Source organism: Nocardia sp. NPDC050435 (genome assembly GCF_040655395.1).
GTDB lineage: Bacteria > Actinomycetota > Actinomycetes > Mycobacteriales > Mycobacteriaceae > Nocardia.
Genome location: NZ_JBFAJW010000006.1, coordinates 527,408 through 543,085, shown reverse-complemented (window position 1 = coordinate 543,085; position 15,678 = coordinate 527,408). Strand labels below are relative to the sequence as shown.

The 15,678-nt window shown below is 71.0% G+C and carries 14 protein-coding genes; 10 read left to right on the top strand and 4 right to left on the bottom strand.

The features are described 5' to 3' along the window. Window positions 1-11: 11 nt before the first annotated feature. Both AB0I43_RS21725 and AB0I43_RS21720 read right to left on the bottom strand, forming a co-directional pair. Complete coding sequence (locus tag AB0I43_RS21725) at window positions 12-740, bottom strand: amino acid ABC transporter ATP-binding protein (RefSeq protein ID WP_356975783.1); 729 nt, start codon at window positions 738-740, stop codon at window positions 12-14. 250 nt (window positions 741-990) lie between these two features. Beyond that, on the bottom strand, window positions 991-2,232 hold the full coding sequence (locus AB0I43_RS21720; RefSeq protein WP_356975294.1) for a hypothetical protein: 1,242 nt from the start codon (window positions 2,230-2,232) through the stop codon (window positions 991-993). Window positions 2,233-2,354: 122 nt separating this feature from the next. Here AB0I43_RS21720 and miaB point away from each other — a divergent pair, with 122 nt between their 5' ends. Further along, complete coding sequence (gene miaB, locus AB0I43_RS21715) at window positions 2,355-3,932, top strand: tRNA (N6-isopentenyl adenosine(37)-C2)-methylthiotransferase MiaB (RefSeq protein WP_356975296.1); 1,578 nt, start codon at window positions 2,355-2,357, stop codon at window positions 3,930-3,932. Between the two features lie 187 nt (window positions 3,933-4,119). Beyond that, window positions 4,120-4,698 carry a hypothetical protein gene (locus AB0I43_RS21710; RefSeq protein WP_356975298.1) on the top strand — a complete coding sequence of 193 codons (579 nt, stop codon included), beginning with the start codon at window positions 4,120-4,122 and terminating at the stop codon, window positions 4,696-4,698. Here AB0I43_RS21710 and AB0I43_RS21705 read toward each other — a convergent pair whose 3' ends face one another. Together AB0I43_RS21705 and AB0I43_RS21700 are read right to left on the bottom strand one after the other, a co-directional pair. Beyond that, a complete protein-coding gene (locus AB0I43_RS21705) occupies window positions 4,699-5,316 on the bottom strand; it encodes a VanZ family protein (protein WP_356975299.1) in 618 nt (205 codons plus the stop codon). Window positions 5,317-5,426: 110 nt separating this feature from the next. Then, window positions 5,427-6,821, bottom strand: coding sequence for a DUF349 domain-containing protein (locus AB0I43_RS21700; protein ID WP_356975301.1), 1,395 nt, complete (start codon window positions 6,819-6,821; stop codon window positions 5,427-5,429). Between the two features lie 289 nt (window positions 6,822-7,110). Here AB0I43_RS21700 and AB0I43_RS21695 point away from each other — a divergent pair, with 289 nt between their 5' ends. The 8 genes from AB0I43_RS21695 to AB0I43_RS21660 all read left to right on the top strand — a co-directional run bounded on the left by AB0I43_RS21695 (window position 7,111) and on the right by AB0I43_RS21660 (window position 15,519). Further along, window positions 7,111-7,851, top strand: a complete 741-nt coding sequence (locus AB0I43_RS21695) for a hypothetical protein (RefSeq protein WP_356975303.1) — start codon at window positions 7,111-7,113, stop codon at window positions 7,849-7,851. After that, entirely contained in the window at window positions 7,848-8,852 is a 1,005-nt protein-coding gene (gene miaA, locus AB0I43_RS21690) for a tRNA (adenosine(37)-N6)-dimethylallyltransferase MiaA (protein WP_356975305.1), read from the top strand. Before AB0I43_RS21695 ends, miaA begins: the two co-directional genes overlap by 4 nt. Next, the gene (locus AB0I43_RS21685) at window positions 8,849-9,730 is read left to right on the top strand and encodes a TrmH family RNA methyltransferase (protein WP_356975307.1); all 882 of its coding nucleotides are present in this window, start codon (window positions 8,849-8,851) and stop codon (window positions 9,728-9,730) included. The genes miaA and AB0I43_RS21685 overlap by 4 nt, the downstream gene beginning before the upstream one ends. 29 nt (window positions 9,731-9,759) lie before the next feature. After that, window positions 9,760-10,641 carry a diaminopimelate epimerase gene (gene dapF / locus AB0I43_RS21680; RefSeq protein ID WP_356975784.1) on the top strand — a complete coding sequence of 294 codons (882 nt, stop codon included), beginning with the start codon at window positions 9,760-9,762 and terminating at the stop codon, window positions 10,639-10,641. Window positions 10,642-10,751: 110 nt separating this feature from the next. Further along, window positions 10,752-11,213, top strand: coding sequence for a hypothetical protein (locus AB0I43_RS21675; RefSeq protein ID WP_356975309.1), 462 nt, complete (start codon window positions 10,752-10,754; stop codon window positions 11,211-11,213). A gap of 408 nt (window positions 11,214-11,621) precedes the next feature. Beyond that, window positions 11,622-13,211 carry a GTPase HflX gene (hflX, locus tag AB0I43_RS21670; RefSeq protein ID WP_356975311.1) on the top strand — a complete coding sequence of 530 codons (1,590 nt, stop codon included), beginning with the start codon at window positions 11,622-11,624 and terminating at the stop codon, window positions 13,209-13,211. Between the two features lie 229 nt (window positions 13,212-13,440). Next, window positions 13,441-14,304, top strand: a complete 864-nt coding sequence (locus tag AB0I43_RS21665; protein ID WP_356975313.1) for a lysophospholipid acyltransferase family protein — start codon at window positions 13,441-13,443, stop codon at window positions 14,302-14,304. Between the two features lie 165 nt (window positions 14,305-14,469). Beyond that, window positions 14,470-15,519 carry an alpha/beta hydrolase family protein gene (locus AB0I43_RS21660; protein ID WP_357432586.1) on the top strand — a complete coding sequence of 350 codons (1,050 nt, stop codon included), beginning with the start codon at window positions 14,470-14,472 and terminating at the stop codon, window positions 15,517-15,519. Window positions 15,520-15,678: the final 159 nt, after the last annotated feature.

The window sequence follows — 15,678 nt, the reverse complement described above, 5'->3', positions numbered from 1 at the left end:
TTCGCGAAGTGTCAGTGGCTCAAGATCTTGCCGAGGAAGTCCTTGGCGCGGTCGGATTTCGGGGCGGTGAAGAAGACATCGGGGGTGGCGTCCTCGACGACCTCGCCGTCGGCCATGAAGAGCACCCGGTTGCCGGCCCGGCGGGCGAAGCCCATCTCGTGGGTGACGACCAGCATCGTCATCCCCTCCTTGGCCAGCGACACCATCACGTCGAGCACCTCGTTGACCATTTCCGGGTCCAGCGCCGAGGTGGGCTCGTCGAAGAGCATCACCTTGGGGTTCATCGCCAGCGCGCGGGCGATGGCCACGCGCTGCTGCTGGCCGCCGGAGAGCTGGGCCGGGTACTTGTCGGCCTGGTTGGCGATGCCGACGCGCTCCAGCAGCTCCATGGCGCGGGTGCGGGCGTCTTCCTTCTTGATCTTGCGGACCTTGATCGGCGCGAGCATCACGTTCTCGAGGATCGTCTTGTGCGCGAACAGGTTGAACGACTGGAACACCATGCCGACGTCGGCGCGCAACGCGGCCAGCGCCTTGCCCTCGGCGGGCAGCGGCACGCCGTCGATGGCGATGGCGCCGGAATCGATCGGCTCGAGCCGGTTGATGGTGCGGCACAGCGTGGACTTGCCCGAGCCGGAGGGGCCGAGCACGATCACGACCTCGCCCTTGGGCACCTCGAGGTTGATGTCGCGCAGCACATGCAGATCACCGAAGTGCTTGTCCACTTTTTTCATGGAGATCATCGGCGGTCCGGCCGCGGCGGGACCCGGCTCGGTAGGCGCGGTGTCCTTGGTCAGCGTTGGCGGCGCGGTGGTGGTGGCGCCTTCGTCCCCGGTTGAAGCGTCCCCGGTCGTGTCGGGTGCGGCAGCGGCGTCGGTCATGGTCCAAGACCTTAAGGGGAAAAGTGGCGTTTGCCCCGCTTTCGACGACATGCCGCGCCGACACGCCGAGACGTCACATAGATGTAACACAGTAAACCGGCAGCTTTCGGCCTCAGCCGCCGCGCAGCCACCGCTCTTTGAGCAGCCAGTGGTTCGCCCACCAGGCGCGGATCAGTTCGGGGTCGGCGTTTGCCGGTGGCGGCGGGGACTCGCCCGGGAAGAGCCAATTGCCGTCCGGGGCGCCGACGGTGGTGCGCGGTGGTGACGGCGGTGGCTCGGCGGGCGGCGCCTCGGTCGGCTCCGCGGGTTCAGGTTCCGCTGGACTCCGCGGTGGGGGCGGTGTTGTCGACCAAAGGGCCCCGGGCGGCTGAGCGGTGGTGCTGGGCGGTGGCGGGTTGATCGATTCGGCAGGCAGCGGCGGATCGAGGTTCGGCGTGCTCGGCTCCGTGGACGCTGGTTCGGGCGGAGTCGGCGCCGAGGCGCCGTCGCCGGGTGTGGCCGTCGCCGAGGCTGTGGGACCCGGACCGGGCGTCGATGCCCCGGCGCTGGTGGCGACCACCGTATTCGCCTGTGGTGCGGCGGCTTCGTCCCCTGATCGGCTGTCGAGCAGCGCGGCCACGCCCACCGCCGACGTGCCGAGCACCGTCACCGCCACGGCGGCGGCGAGCAGTCGCCGCGTCCGGCCCGTGTCGGCCGGCGGCGCGGGCGCCAGGCTCCGCAGCTGGTCGGCGGCGATCAGCGCCGCGCCCCGGGCCGCCGCGTCGGCGTGATAGGGCACCAGTGCCACCGTGGTGGGCAGTCCGCGGCGCAGCGCCGGGGTGATGGCAGGATCGTCCGCGCCGCACAGGATGACCGCGTCCGGCGCGGGGGTGACCGTGTTCAGGATCGGCAGGATCTGCGCCGCGGCATCGGTGTCGTTCATGCCGAAAGCCCAGGAATCCGCCGCGGCGACCGTGTTCCGGTCCGGCCCGAGGCAGACGAAGGAGGTGTGACCGTCCAGCACCTCCAGCATGAGCACCGTGCCGAACTCGCCGAACCCGGGCTCGGCCCGGATCAGTTCGGCCAGCGCCGTGCGATCCGAGACCAGCGACGCCGCCGCCCACTTCCCGGCCGCCAGATCCGTGAGGATCGCCCGCCGCTCCAGCACCGACCGGTAGACGATGGCGACATCGTCGAGGCGGTCGCTCGCGCCGAGCTCGGCCGCGAAACCGTCCAGCATCGCGGTGACCACCGCCGCGGTCGTGTCACCCGGTAGCCGGCGCTGCGTCGCGCGCAGCAGGATCTCCCGGGAATCTCTGGTCAGCACCACCCCGCGCACCACGGTCCGTTCGATGGATATCCCGACTGTGGCCATGCCCAACACCTCTGCTCGAAAACAACTCTCATCGATGCTTCGACACCGACGGCCTCGCCGACTGCACTTCCCCCGGATTCATCGGAAAAAGTGAGCTGTCCGACCCGCCCGCGGGCGAGGGTATGGGGCGATGTCCGGTTTGCATACCCCCGTACCCTGGACGGGTGGATTCGAACGGACAGGCAGCGGTGATCACGCGTAGTTACGAGGTCCGCACCTTCGGTTGCCAGATGAACGTGCACGATTCCGAGCGCTTGTCCGGCCTGCTCGAGGATGCGGGATACGTCAAGGCCACGCCGGGGGCGACGGCCGATCTCGTCGTCTTCAATACCTGCGCGGTCCGGGAGAACGCCGACAACAAGCTCTACGGCACCCTCGGCCATCTCGCGCCGATCAAGGCCGAGCGGCCCGGCATGCAGATCGCCGTCGGCGGCTGCCTGGCCCAGAAGGACCGCGACGTCGTCGTCCGTAAGGCGCCGTGGGTGGACGTGGTGTTCGGCACACACAACCTCGGCTCGCTGCCGGTGCTGCTGGAACGCGCCCGCCACAATGCCGAGGCCCAGGTCGAGATCCTCGAATCCCTCGAGGCCTTCCCCTCCACGCTGCCCGCCAAGCGCGAGTCCGCCTACGCGGGCTGGGTGTCGATCTCGGTGGGCTGCAACAACACCTGCACGTTCTGCATCGTGCCCGCGCTGCGCGGCAAGGAGGTCGACCGCCGCCCCGGCGACGTGCTGGCCGAGGTGCAGGCCCTGGTCGATCAGGGTGTGCTCGAGGTGACTTTGCTCGGCCAGAACGTGAATTCCTACGGCGTGAATTTCGTCGACGACTCCGAGCCGCGCGACCGCTCGGCCTTCGCGAAGCTGCTGCGCGCCTGCGGCGGCATCGAGGGCCTGGAGCGCGTCCGTTTCACCTCACCGCATCCGGCCGAGTTCACCGACGACGTCATCGAGGCGATGGCCGAGACCCCGAATATCTGCCCGCAGCTGCACATGCCGCTGCAGTCCGGCTCGGACCGGGTGCTCAAGGCGATGCGGCGGTCCTACCGCAAATCGCGTTACCTCGGCATCATCGAGAAGGTCCGCGCCGCGATGCCGCACGCGGCCATCACCACCGACATCATCGTGGGCTTCCCCGGCGAAACCGAGGAGGATTTCCAGGAGACGCTGGACGTGGTGCGCCGGGCTCGCTTCACCAGCGCCTTCACCTTCCAGTACTCCATCCGCCCGGGCACGCCCGCCGCCGACATGCCCGACCAGCTGCCCAAGGCCGTCGTGCAGGAGCGCTACGACCGGCTGATCGCGGTCCAGGAGGAAGTCTGCCTGGAGGCGAACCGGGAACTGCTCGGCACCGAGGTCGAACTGCTGGTCGCCGAGGGCGCGGGCAAGAAGAACGCCGCCACCGCCCGGATGAGCGGACGCGCGCGCGACGGCCGGCTGGTGCACTTCCGGCCCGGCGGCACGGCCGAGCCCATCCGTCCCGGCGACATCGTCGTGGTCGACGTGACCGAGGCGGCGCCGCACTTCCTGATCGCCGATTCCCCGATCAAGTCGCACCGCCGCACCCGCGCCGGTGACGCCCACGAGCGCGGGATCACGCCCAAGACCGAGCCGATCGGCGTCGGCCTCGGCCTGCCGCGGATCGGCGCGCCGGTCCTGGAACCGGTCGCGGCCGCTGGCTGCGCCACCGGCTGCGGCAGCTGACTCGCCCACGCCGCCGGGGAGCGTGTGGTATCACCGGGGCAACGGAGGAGGTGGCATGAACGGCAGCGAACCGGACGATCGCGAGGACGCTACTACCGGACGTAGTGGGTCGGCTGATCCGGCGGGGAGCCGGGATGGCACAGTGGACCCGCCAGGTGCCGATCCAGCCGAAGGAGACGAGGGTTCAGTGAACTCGGTCGACAGCAGCAACGACTTCGAACAGTTCCGCGGCGAGCTCGACGCCGTCGAGCGGCGCATCGCGGGCGAGATCGATCCCGGCGTGCGCGCGATGGTGGTGGCGGGCGCGGTCTTCGTGCTGCTGATCTCGCTGGTGCTGCCGCACGCGGGTGCGGCGCGCGGCTTCGACGTGCTGCTCGGCACCGATGTCACCCGGCTCGAGCACATCGGCCTGCCCTCGCGCATCTTCGTCTGGTTCACCGTCGTCTTCGGCGTCGGCTTCTCGCTGCTGGCGCTGATGACCCGGCGCTGGGTGCTGGCCTGGATCGCGGTCGCCGGTTCGGCCATCGGCTGCGCGTTCGGCGTCTTCTCCATCTGGCACCGGCAGACCCCGGGCGTCGGCAATATCAGCGGCTCGGGCCCCGGCATCGGGTTGATCGTCGGCACGCTGGCGATCATGGTGCTCACCTTCCACTGGATCCGGGTGGTCTGGAGCCGCACCACGTTGCAGCTGGCCGCCGAGGAGCAGCGCCGCATCGCCGCCGCCGAGGCGGAGACGCGCGACCGCCGCCGCCTCACCGGCGAGTAGTCAGCCGATGCGCGCGAGAATCCGCGCGCTGTAACGATGTTCGGGTGCGCGCCGGGCGGTGTAGCGGCGCGCGAGCCAGGCGCCGAGGCCCGCGCCCGCCGCGTTCATCAGCACGTCGTCGACCGAGGAGTAGCGGCCGAGATCCAGGACGTACTGCGCGATCTCCAGGGACGCGGACAGAGCCGCGCCGAGCAGCGTCGGCCCCAGCACGCCCGCGAACCGCGGAAACCGCAGCGGCAGTAGGAAACCCAGCGGCAGGAACAGCACCGTGTTCGCCGTCACCTGGATCACCGTATTGCTGGACGCCTCGGTCAGCGTGTCGATCAGGTCCCGCAACGGAATCAGGATCACCTGGCGCTGCCCGTCGGCGGGGGTGAGGATCATCCACACCCACGGCAGCGTCGCGCCGAGCATCCCGGCCTCGGTGACCGTGTGCCGCAGCGCCTGCTCGCGGGGCTGCCCGCGCCGCACCCGCAGCCGGAACACCAGTGCCGCGCCGGCGCTCAGCAGTGGGACGGCCAGCGCCCAGACGACGAGCACGTCTCCCCATGAATCCCATACCTGCCGCACCATGCCGACGTTATCGGCGGCGGCCCGGATCACGTTGCGCCCCGGCACGACTCGCTACGGCATCTCCACAAGCTCCGCACATCTCGGACCGCGCCGTGATCGGAACATGAAGCGGCGCTTCCGGCAACCTGCCAGCCGGAAGCGCCGTGCGGTTCGATTCAGAGGTTGCTGACCGCGCCCTCCGCGGCCTCGGCCCACTCCCGCCACTGCTTGGCCTGCTCCAGCGCCTTCTCGGCGTCGCGCTTGTTGCCGGCGGCCTGCGCCTTGGCGGCCTGCTCCTCGAACTGGGCGACGCGCTCGCGGAACTGCGCGGCCCGCGCCATCGCCTCCGGATCGCTGCGCCGCCACTGGGCGTCCGCGGCCTCGCGGACCCGCTTCTCGATGGCGCGCAGCTTGCCCTCGAGCTCCTGGATGCGCTCGCGCGGGACCTTGCCGACGGCGTCCCACTTGTCCTGCAACTCGCGCAGCGCGGCGCGGGCGGCGTCCAGGCCGGTGGCCGGGTCGATGTGCTCGTAGGCGCGCAGCAACTCCTCCTTGGCGGTGGCGTTGTGCTCGAATTCGGCGTCGCGCTCCGAGACCGCCGCGTTGCGGGCGGCGAAGAATACGTCCTGCGCGCTCTTGAAACGCCGCCACAGAGCCTCGTCGGCCTCGCGCGGGGCCCGCCCCGCGGCCTTCCACTCGGTCAGCAGATCGCGGAACACCGCGGCGGTGCCGCCCCAATCGGTGGAGCCGGACAGCTCCTCGGCCCGCACGCACAGCTCTTCCTTGCGGGTCTTGGCGGCGGCGCGTTCCCGGTCCAGCTCGGCGAAGTGCGCGCCGCGGCGGCGGTTGAAGGCCTCGCGGGCTTTGGAGTAGCGCTTCCACAGTGCGTCGTCGACCTTGCGGTCCACGCCGCGGATCGACTTCCATTCGTCGAGGATCTCGCGCAGGCGGTCACCGGCGGCCTTCCACTGCGTGGATTCGGCGGCGATCTTCTCGGCCTCGGCGCACAGCGTCTCTTTGCGCTCGGTGTGCTCGTGCTTGGCGCGCTCTTTCTCTTCCTTGGCCTGCGCGGCGGCTTCCTCGGAATGCTCGGCGATGGCCTGCAGGCGGCGCGCCAGACCGTCGATATCGCCGATGACGGCGGCGGTGGGCAGCGATTCGGCCAGCGTGACGGCGGCGGCCTTCGTCTTGCGGGCATCCGCGCCCGCGGCCAGGCGCGCCTCGAGCAGCGCCACCTCGGTGGCCAGGTCGTCGAAGCGGCGGCCGAAGTGCGCCAGGCCCTCGGCGGCGTCACCGGCCTGCCAGGAACCGATGACCCGTTCGCCCTCAGCGGTTTTCACCCAGGCGGTGCCGTCCTCGTCGACCCGGCCCCAGGCGCTGGGATCGGTGACGGTGGGCACGACGACGGGGTGGGGATGCGGCTGGGCCGGGCCGGGAGCGGGCTTGATCGCATGCGGCTTGGGATGGGGGGTGTTGCCGCCGGGCTTGGGGGCGCCGGACGGGCGCGGGCCGGGGGTGGGAGTTGCGGAGGAGTCCTGCGTGGCCTTCGCGGTTCCGTTGCTGTCGCTCATTGCTCTCCGTCCTTTGCCGCGCGTCACGGCTGCCTGGTTACGCCCTAGCTCATTCCATTGAACCCGGTCCGAGCTCTTCGAGACCATCGATCCACGCTCTCCGCCGGTGGATTCCGGCGGATGTCAACCCGTCATGACCTGGGTAGTAGCACCTCGAGACTATCAATCCCCAGCAGGTATTGACGCAGAGACACTCGAGCCTGCGGCGCGGCGGGGCCCGGGCGCGTTCCGCGTCGCCGTCCCACGGTGCCGCGCGGGGACGCCGGCGGCAACGACTACCGTTTACCGAGTGTTCTCCCTAGCGGCCCTGGTCCCCTCGCCGCCGATCCTGGTTCCCGAGCTCGGCGGGGCTGTCGCGCTCTCCGACGCCGATCCGGTGGCGCCGCTGCGCGCGGCGGCGCTGGCGGCCGTGGCGGCGCTGGACGCGGTCGCGAACGAGTGGTTCGTGATCGGTGTCGGCGACCGAGACGGGGACGAGTGGGGCGGGGTCGGGACCTTCCGGGGATACGGCGCCGATGTCCGGGTCGCGCTGTCGCAGGAGGCGGGTGCGGATGCGGCGGATCCGGGGTGGCCGTTGCCCGCGTTGGTCGCGGGCTGGTTGCGCGGCCGGGCCGCCCCCGCGGCGCGGGCAACGGTCTCGCTCGTCGACGCCACCGCGGACGCGGGGGAGTGCCTGGCCTTCGGCCGCGCGTTGCGAGCCCGGCTCGACGCCGCGCCCACCCCTGCGGGCGTGCTGGTGATCGCCGACGGCGCCGCGACGCTGACGCTCCGATCACCCGGCTACCTGAATCCGGCGGCGGCCCCCGCACAGCAGGAGCTCGACCGTGCTCTGGATACCGGCGACGTCGCGGCGCTGCGGGCCCTGGATCCGGCGCGGTGCGCCGAGCTGGGCATCGCCGGTCGCGCCGCCTACCAGGTGCTGGCGGGGCTCTTCGCCGACGACACCCCGGAGGTCGAAACCCTGTACCAGGACGCGCCTTTCGGCGTCGGCTACCACGTCGGCCTGTGGCGGCCGGGCGGCGCGCGATGAGCGCCCCCGTGGCCGTCGTCGGGCCGACGGCGACCGGAAAGTCCGATCTCGGCCTGGAACTGGCCGAACGGCTCGGCGGCGAGATCGTCAACATCGACGCCATGCAGCTCTACCGCGGCATGGACATCGGCACCGCGAAACTGCCGGTGGCGCAGCGGCGGGGGATCGCGCACCACCAGCTCGACGTGCTCGACGTCACCGAGTACGCGACCGTCGCCGCCTACCAGAGCGCGGCGATCGCCGACGTCGAAGCCATCATGGCGCGCGGCAACGTCCCGGTGATCGTCGGCGGCTCCATGATGTATGTGCAAGCGCTGCTGGACAATTGGGAGTTCCCGGCGACCGACCCGCGGGTCCGGGCGCGCTGGGAGGAATTCCTGGCCGAGCACGGGGTAGCCGCGCTGCACGAGCGGTTGCGGCAGGCCGATCCGGCCGCGGCCGCCACCATCCTGCCCACCGACGGCCGCCGCATGGTGCGCGCGCTCGAGGTGGTCGAGCTGACCGGGCGGCCGTTCGCCGCGTCCGCGCCGACCATCGGCGAACCGCGCTGGGGGACAACGATCCTCGGCGTGGATCGGGACACCGCCGAACTGGACGCGCGGATCGAGCGGCGCACCGCGCTGATGTTCGACAGCGGTCTGGTCGAGGAGGTGCGCGCGCTGATCGAGCAGGGCCTGCGCACGGGCGTCACCGCCCGCCGCGCCATCGGCTACGCGCAGGTGCTGGCCTACCTCGACGGCGAATACGATCTGGACCAGGCCCGGGAGCGCACCCTGATCGGCACCCGCCGCTACGTGCGGCGGCAACGATCCTGGTTCCGCCGCGATCCCCGGGTGCACTGGGTCGACGGGGCCGATCCGGACCTGGTCACGGCCGCGCTGGCGGTGCTGGCCGGGGCTGCGCCCGGCACGCTCGACCACACGACGACTCTCGACGCGGCGGCGGTCCCGCGATCGCCCGCCGCCGACCGGACCGACACCAGCGAACGGACAGCGCAGTGAACCAGAATCCCCGGCAGCGGCCGGGCCGCTCGGACAACGGCGGCGGCCGGCGGGTCAGCACCCGCAACGCCTCGGTCCAGGTCTGGCAGGCGTATCTGAGCAACCGGGCCACGCGCAACCGCGACGCCCGGTTCCTGGTGCAGGGCGTGCGCCCGATCACCCAGGCGGTCGCCGCCGGCTGGCCGCTGGAGACCCTGCTCTACCGCCTCGGCGCGCCCGAACTGTCCAGCTGGGCCCGGGAGCTGCTCGACACCGCCGAGGTGCCGTGCGTGGGCCTGGTGCCCGAGCTGATGGCCGAACTGGGCGAGAAGAGCGCGGGCACGCCCGAGGTGGTGGCGGTGGCGGTCTCGCGGCAGGACAGCCTGGACGCCTTCGCGCCCGGTGAGCCGGGCGAAACCCCGCCGGTCGTGGTGGTCTTCGATCGACCCAACTCGCCCGGCAATCTCGGCACGCTGATCCGCTCGGCCGACGCGTTCGGCGCGAGCGCGGTGATCGTCACCGGCCACGGCGCCGATCAGTACGATCCGCAGGCCGTGCGCGCCTCCACCGGCTCGCTGTTCGCCGTGCCGGTGCTGCGCGCCGCGGGCGCCGCCCAGGTCGTCGCGTTCCGGGATCGGCAGATCGCGCGCGGCATCCCGACCCGCATCGTCGGCACCGACGAGCGCGGCACCCACGCGATCTTCGACCAGGACTTCACCGAGGCCACCATCCTGGTGGTCGGCAACGAGACCAGCGGCATGAGCCAGGCCTGGGTCGAGGCCTGCGACGATCTGGTGTCGGTGCCGATGGGCGGCACCGCGAGCTCGCTGGGCGCGCCGTCGGCGGGTGCGGTGGCGCTCTACGAAATTTCCCGGCAGCGCCGGACGTTTGCCCGATGAGAAGCGAGGAGACCGACAACGTGGCCGACATCGAGTTCAGCAAGGGGCACGGCACCCAGAACGACTTCGTCATGCTGCCGGATCCCGAGGTCCGCCTGGACCTGTCCGCCGAGCGGGTGGCGGCGCTGTGCGACCGGCAGCGCGGCATCGGCGCCGACGGCGTGCTGCGCGTCGCGCGCGCGGGCGCCCTGCGGGACGCGGGCGTGCTCGACCAGCTGCCCGACGGGGTGGCGGCCGAGGACTGGTTCATGGACTACCGCAACGCCGACGGCTCGATCGCCGAGATGTGCGGCAACGGCGTGCGGGTTTTCGCGCACTATCTGGCGGCTCGCGGGCTGGAATCGCGGGACCGGTACGTCGTCGGCAGCCGCAGTGGCGCCCGCCCGGTCACCGTGCACGCGGCCGACGCGGTGCACGGCGAGGTGACCGTGGGGATGGGGCCGGTCCGCGAGCTGGGCGCGTCCACCGCGACCATCGCGGGCGGCGCGTACCCGGGTCTCGGCATCGACGTGGGCAATCCGCACCTGGCCTGCGTCGACCCGGGGCTGACCGCGGAGAGCCTGGGCAAGCTGGATCTCAGCGTGTCCCCGGGATTCGATCCCGAGCTGTTCCCGCGCGGGGTCAACGTGGAGATCCTCACGCCGCTGGGCGCCGACGGCACGGTGGACATGCGCGTCTACGAGCGCGGCGTCGGCGAAACCCGTTCCTGCGGGACCGGAACCGTCGCCGCGGCGGCGGCCGCGCTGGCGCACACGGGTTTCCGGATCCAGGAGGACACCGGCCAGGTGATCGTGCGCGTGCCCGGCGGGCAGGTCACCGTGGCGCTCGCGAACGGCGTTGCGACGCTGCGCGGTCCGTCGGTGCTGGTCGCGACGGGGCAGCTCGCGCGCGCCTGGTGGGACGGTCTGTGACCGCGCCGGGCTAACGATCCGGCGGCGCGAACCGACGACAGTAGTGGGGCGGCACAGCGCTGCCGCGGGCTCGAACCAACGTGACCACACCATCCGGGAAGGACCACGCCATGTCCAGCCGATCCACCCTCCTCGCCTGTTCGGTCGCCGCTGTCGCGGCCGGGCTCTGCGCCACCGCGACCCCGGCCGCCGCCGATCCCGGCGACTGGATCCCGGTGAACCGCACCGATTATCTGGTCTCCGATCCCTCGTACCGGGGCACCGTCTTCTTCAAGACGCCGGACGGACGCCACTGCGCCATCTACTGGAACACCGGCTACGCCGGGTGCGACGCGGTCGCCCTGGACGCGCCCCCGGGGAGCAATCAGCTGCGGGTCGCGCGCTGGGCGCCCGCCGAGTTCGTGTATTCGGCCGAGCGCACCTTCACCCACCCCGAGGCCAAGGTGCTCCCCGAGGGGCACAAGATCACGAACGACCAGACCACCTGCGGCGTCGGTTTCCAGGGCACCGTCGACTGCGACGTCGTCGACCACGGCTTCGTGCTCTCGGCCGTGTACAGCGTGCTGCACTGAGCGGGTTCGGGTTCGCCCTCCGAATAATCAGGTGCGCGCCGCTACCGTCCGGCGGTACGGTGGGCGCATGTTCGGGATCTTCGCAGCACGCATCTGGCCGGCACCGGCCGCCGCGCATCGCTGATACGCACTCCGGGGCACGGGATTCGCCTGTGCGCCCAGCGCATTCGATGCGTCGCGCCGTGCCCGCGCTGAGCATTCAGCCGGGCGCCCGCCGCCGTACCAGTCCGCGGCTCGGATCCCTGTCGTCCTGCACAGCGTCATCGCTGGCGCAGGCTCGCCTCCGGCCGCCGCGTGCGTTATCGACCACTTGATCTTGCAAACCTGACGCTGACCGCTTTCATGCCAGGACGCGCCGTAGTTCTCGGCGTGCACCATGGCGTGGCAACGTGGCAGCATGGAGGGCGTATGACGAACTCAGAGACTTTTGACATGACTCCGGCCGACGGTGCGGACGGCACCGGCACCGGAAGCACCGCGGACACCCGCGATGCCCTCGCCCAGCACGCCGCCCGGATGGCCGCGCGCGAGGAGCGATTGAAGGACACCGCCCACTCCGGGTGGGCCGCCGAGCCCGGCGGCGCCGACCCGACGGTCGGCGAGATGCAGCTCGACGAGCGGTCCTCGCTGCGCCGCGTCGCCGGGTTGTCCACCGAACTCACCGACATCACCGAGGTCGAGTACCGGCAGCTGCGCCTGGAGCGCGTGGTGCTGGTCGGCGTCTGGACCACCGGCACCGCCGCCCAGGCCGACGCGAGCATGGCCGAGCTGGCGCTGCTCGCCGAGACCGCCGGCTCGGAGGTGCTGGAGGCGCTGATCCAGCGCCGGGACAAGCCGGACCCGGCCACCTACATCGGTTCCGGCAAGGCCGACGAGCTGCGGGCCGTGGTGCTCGACAGCGGCGCCGACACGGTGATCTGCGACGGTGAACTCACCCCGGCTCAGCTGACCGCGCTGGAAAAGGTGGTCAAGGTCAAGGTGATCGACCGGACCGCCCTGATCCTGGACATCTTCGCCCAGCACGCCACCTCCAGCGAGGGCAAGGCGCAGGTCGCGCTCGCGCAGATGGAGTACATGCTGCCGCGACTGCGCGGCTGGGGTGAGTCCATGTCCCGGCAGGCCGGTGGCCGAGCGGGTAGCAACGGCGGTGTGGGCCTGCGTGGTCCCGGTGAGACGAAGATCGAAACCGATCGGCGCCGGATCCGGGAGCGGATGGCCAAGCTGCGCCGCGAGATTCGGGAGATGAAGACCGCGCGTGACACCAAGCGGTCGCGGCGGACGGGCAGCGGCATTCCCTCGGTCGCGATCGTCGGCTACACCAACGCGGGCAAGTCGAGCCTGATGAACAGCCTGACCGGCGCCGGCTTGCTGGTGCAGGACGCGCTGTTCGCCACCCTCGATCCGACCACCCGCCGGGCCGCGCTGGACGACGGCCGCGAGGTCGTCTTCACCGACACCGTCGGGTTCGTCCGGCACCTGCCGACCCAGCTGGTCGAGGCCTTCCGCTCCACCCTGGAGGAGGTCACCGGCGCCGATCTGCTGCTGCACGTCGTCGACGGTTCCGATCCGATGCCCGCGGGTCAGATCAAGGCGGTGCGCGAGGTGATCACCGACGTGATCAAGGAGCAGGGCACGGTCGCGCCGCCGGAGTTGCTGGTGGTCAACAAGATCGACAAGGCGGATCCGACGGAGCTGACGCGCCTGCGCGGCATGCTCCCGGACGCGGTGTTCGTCTCCGCGCACTCCGGCGCGGGGCTGGACGAGCTGCGCGCCCGGCTGGCCGAGGTGCTCGGCGGCCTGGACGTGGAGGTCAGCATTCTGCTGCCCTACACCCGCGGCGATCTGCTGGCCCGTATCCACGCCGACGGCCGCATCATCGGCTCGACGCACGAGGAGGGCGGCACCCGGGTGCACGCCCGGGTTCCGCATTCGCTGGCCGCGGCGCTGGCCGAGTACGCCCACGCGTCGACCAACGGTTCCGGTTCCGCCGCCGAGTAATCCGGGCTCCAACCTGTCCGGCCACCGCACTCCGAATGCGGTGGCCGGACGGCGTTGTGCGGTCGGCAACATTCTGGATATTCGCGGTCCCGGCGGGTACCCATCGGTTGTAACCTGTTATAGCGAATGCGGTAGTCTGTGCCGCATAAGGCCGTATCTAGCTGCGGCGCAGGGGAAATCAATTCCAATACGACGATGTGCTGGGATCCGACATTCGATGGGGACACCGATGCCCGAATCCTTGCCTGCTGAGGCAGTTCTGTCCGATGGGGCGCCGCTCGAGGTGGTGCTGAGCGAGACCGGCAAACGCGTGATCGAGGCGATCACCGCGCCCACCCGCGCGTGGACCAGCCCGCGTTTCTACGGTCTGGACAACATCCCGGCCCAGGGGCCGGTGCTGCTGGTCGGCAATCACACGCTGATGGGCGGCATGGACGCGCCGCTGCTGCTGCCCGAGGTGCTGCGCCGGCGCGGCCGCCTGCTGCGCGGGCTCGCCGAGGACGTGCTGATCGGGGTGCCGGGGCTGCGAGATTTCCTGCAGCACTTCGGCATCGTGCGCGGCAACCGGCACAACTGCATGGCGCTGCTGCGGCGCGGCGAGGCGCTGATCGTGTTCCCGGGCGGCGGGCGCGAGGCGCTCAATCGCAAGGGCGAGCGCAAATACACCCTGGATTGGCGCGGCCGCACCGGTTTCGCGCGGATGGCGATCGAGACCGGCGCGACGATCGTGCCGATCGGGATGGTCGGCGGCGACGACGTCTACGACATCGTCTTCGACGGACAGCACCCGGCGATGACCCCGCTGCGCAAGGTGGTCGAGGCGATCGGTCTGAAGCCGAACCTGACGCCGCCGCTGATCCGCGGTGTCGGTCCGACGCTGATTCCGCGGCCGGAACGCTTCTACTTCTCGGCGGGCGCGCCGATCGATCCGGAGCCGTGGCGCGACGCGGAGGACCTCGAATCCGCCGCCGCGGAATTGCGGGACGTGGTGCAGAAGGCGCTGGAGGAAGAGCTCACCTTCCTGCTGGGTGAGCGCGAGCGTGATCCCGGGCGGAGCCTCGCGGGGCGGCTGCGCGGCGCGCTGCCGGTCTGATCGGCGAGCGTGAGTCATCTCGCACTTTCGCCGCTGACCTGAGAATCGCTCCGGCGCCGAGGGGTGCCCCGAGCGCCGGATCCTCGCGGCGTTACGCCCGGGCGCTGATGGTCGCCTGAGAATTCACACGGCAATCTCTCAGCAACCGCACCGTACGGTGAGCCCATGCTTTGGCTCAGGAAGACGGCGGTGCTCGCCGGTGTGCTCGCGATGGCGTGCGGTGTCGGTGCTACCGCGAACGCCGCGGCGCCGGCGGATCCGATCATCGCCTCCGGCCGGCTGCTGGCGAACCCGCAGTCCGCCGACGGCTCCCGCATCGCGGGCTACGACATCCTCGACGAGCGCAACCTCCAGCTCGAGGTGTATTCGGCGGCGATGGACAAGAACATCCGGGTCGACGTGCAGCGCCCGCGCGACGCCTCGGCGCCGCGTCCGACGCTGTATCTGCTCGCCGGCGCGGGCGGCGGCGAGGACAAGGCGACCTGGGAGGCGCAGACCGACGTGCCGCAATTCCTCGCGGGCCAGGACGTCAACGTCGTCCAGCCGGTCGGCGGCAAGTTCAGCTACTACACCGACTGGATCGCGGCCGATCCCGAACTCGGCGTGAACAAGTGGAAGACCTTCTTCACCGAGGAACTGCCGCCGCTGGTCGACGCGGCGCTCGGTGCGAACGGCGCCAACGCGATCGCCGGCCTGTCGATGTCGGGCACGTCGGTGCTGCAACTGGCCGAGGCGAAGCCCGGGCTGTTCCGGTCGGTCGCCGCCTACAGCGGCGCGGCCCAGATCAGCGATCCGGTCGGCTACGACTTCGTCAGCACCGTGGTGCGGGCCGGCGGCGGCGACCCCGACAACATGTACGGGCCCAAGGGCGATCCGCGCTGGGCCGAGAACGATCCGCTGCTGCACGCCGAACGGCTGCGCGGCACCCATCTGTTCATCTCCAGCGGCTCGGGCCTGCCCGGTCCGTGGGACACCCTCGACGGCGAGCACGCGCTGCCCGGCCCGGGCGGGCTGGCCAACCAGGTCACCCTCGGCGGTGTGCTCGAGGGCGCGACGAACTGGGGTTCGCACAATCTGCAGAACCGGCTGACCGAGCTCGGCATCCCCGCGACCTACGATTTCACCCCGGTCGGCACGCACTCGTGGGGCTACTGGCAGGACGCGTTCCTGAAATCCTGGCCGGTGCTCGCGCAGGGTCTGGGGCTGCCGAACTGATTTCAACTTCCCACTATGATTGCCCCGCCTGATCGTCAGAGGACCAGGTGGGGCAATTGTTTTCCGCCCAGAAGTGAACTGTGGTTCTCGTTCGGGGTACCGTGTGTGACAACGACGGGTCGGTGTGGACCGCCCGGGTGTGGTCACTAGGAGGTTGGT

Coding starts and splice junctions, on each gene's coding strand:
- AB0I43_RS21675 (WP_356975309.1), top strand. CDS start 10,752: ATGTCCAGCCGATCCACCCTCCTCGCCTGTTCGGTCGCCGCTGTCGCG.
- miaB (WP_356975296.1), top strand. CDS start 2,355: ATGGGGCGATGTCCGGTTTGCATACCCCCGTACCCTGGACGGGTGGAT.
- AB0I43_RS21720 (WP_356975294.1), bottom strand. CDS start 2,232: ATGGCCACAGTCGGGATATCCATCGAACGGACCGTGGTGCGCGGGGTG.
- AB0I43_RS21665 (WP_356975313.1), top strand. CDS start 13,441: ATGCCCGAATCCTTGCCTGCTGAGGCAGTTCTGTCCGATGGGGCGCCG.
- miaA (WP_356975305.1), top strand. CDS start 7,848: ATGAGCGCCCCCGTGGCCGTCGTCGGGCCGACGGCGACCGGAAAGTCC.
- AB0I43_RS21725 (WP_356975783.1), bottom strand. CDS start 740: ATGATCTCCATGAAAAAAGTGGACAAGCACTTCGGTGATCTGCATGTG.
- AB0I43_RS21700 (WP_356975301.1), bottom strand. CDS start 6,821: ATGAGCGACAGCAACGGAACCGCGAAGGCCACGCAGGACTCCTCCGCA.
- AB0I43_RS21660 (WP_357432586.1), top strand. CDS start 14,470: ATGCTTTGGCTCAGGAAGACGGCGGTGCTCGCCGGTGTGCTCGCGATG.
- hflX (WP_356975311.1), top strand. CDS start 11,622: ATGACGAACTCAGAGACTTTTGACATGACTCCGGCCGACGGTGCGGAC.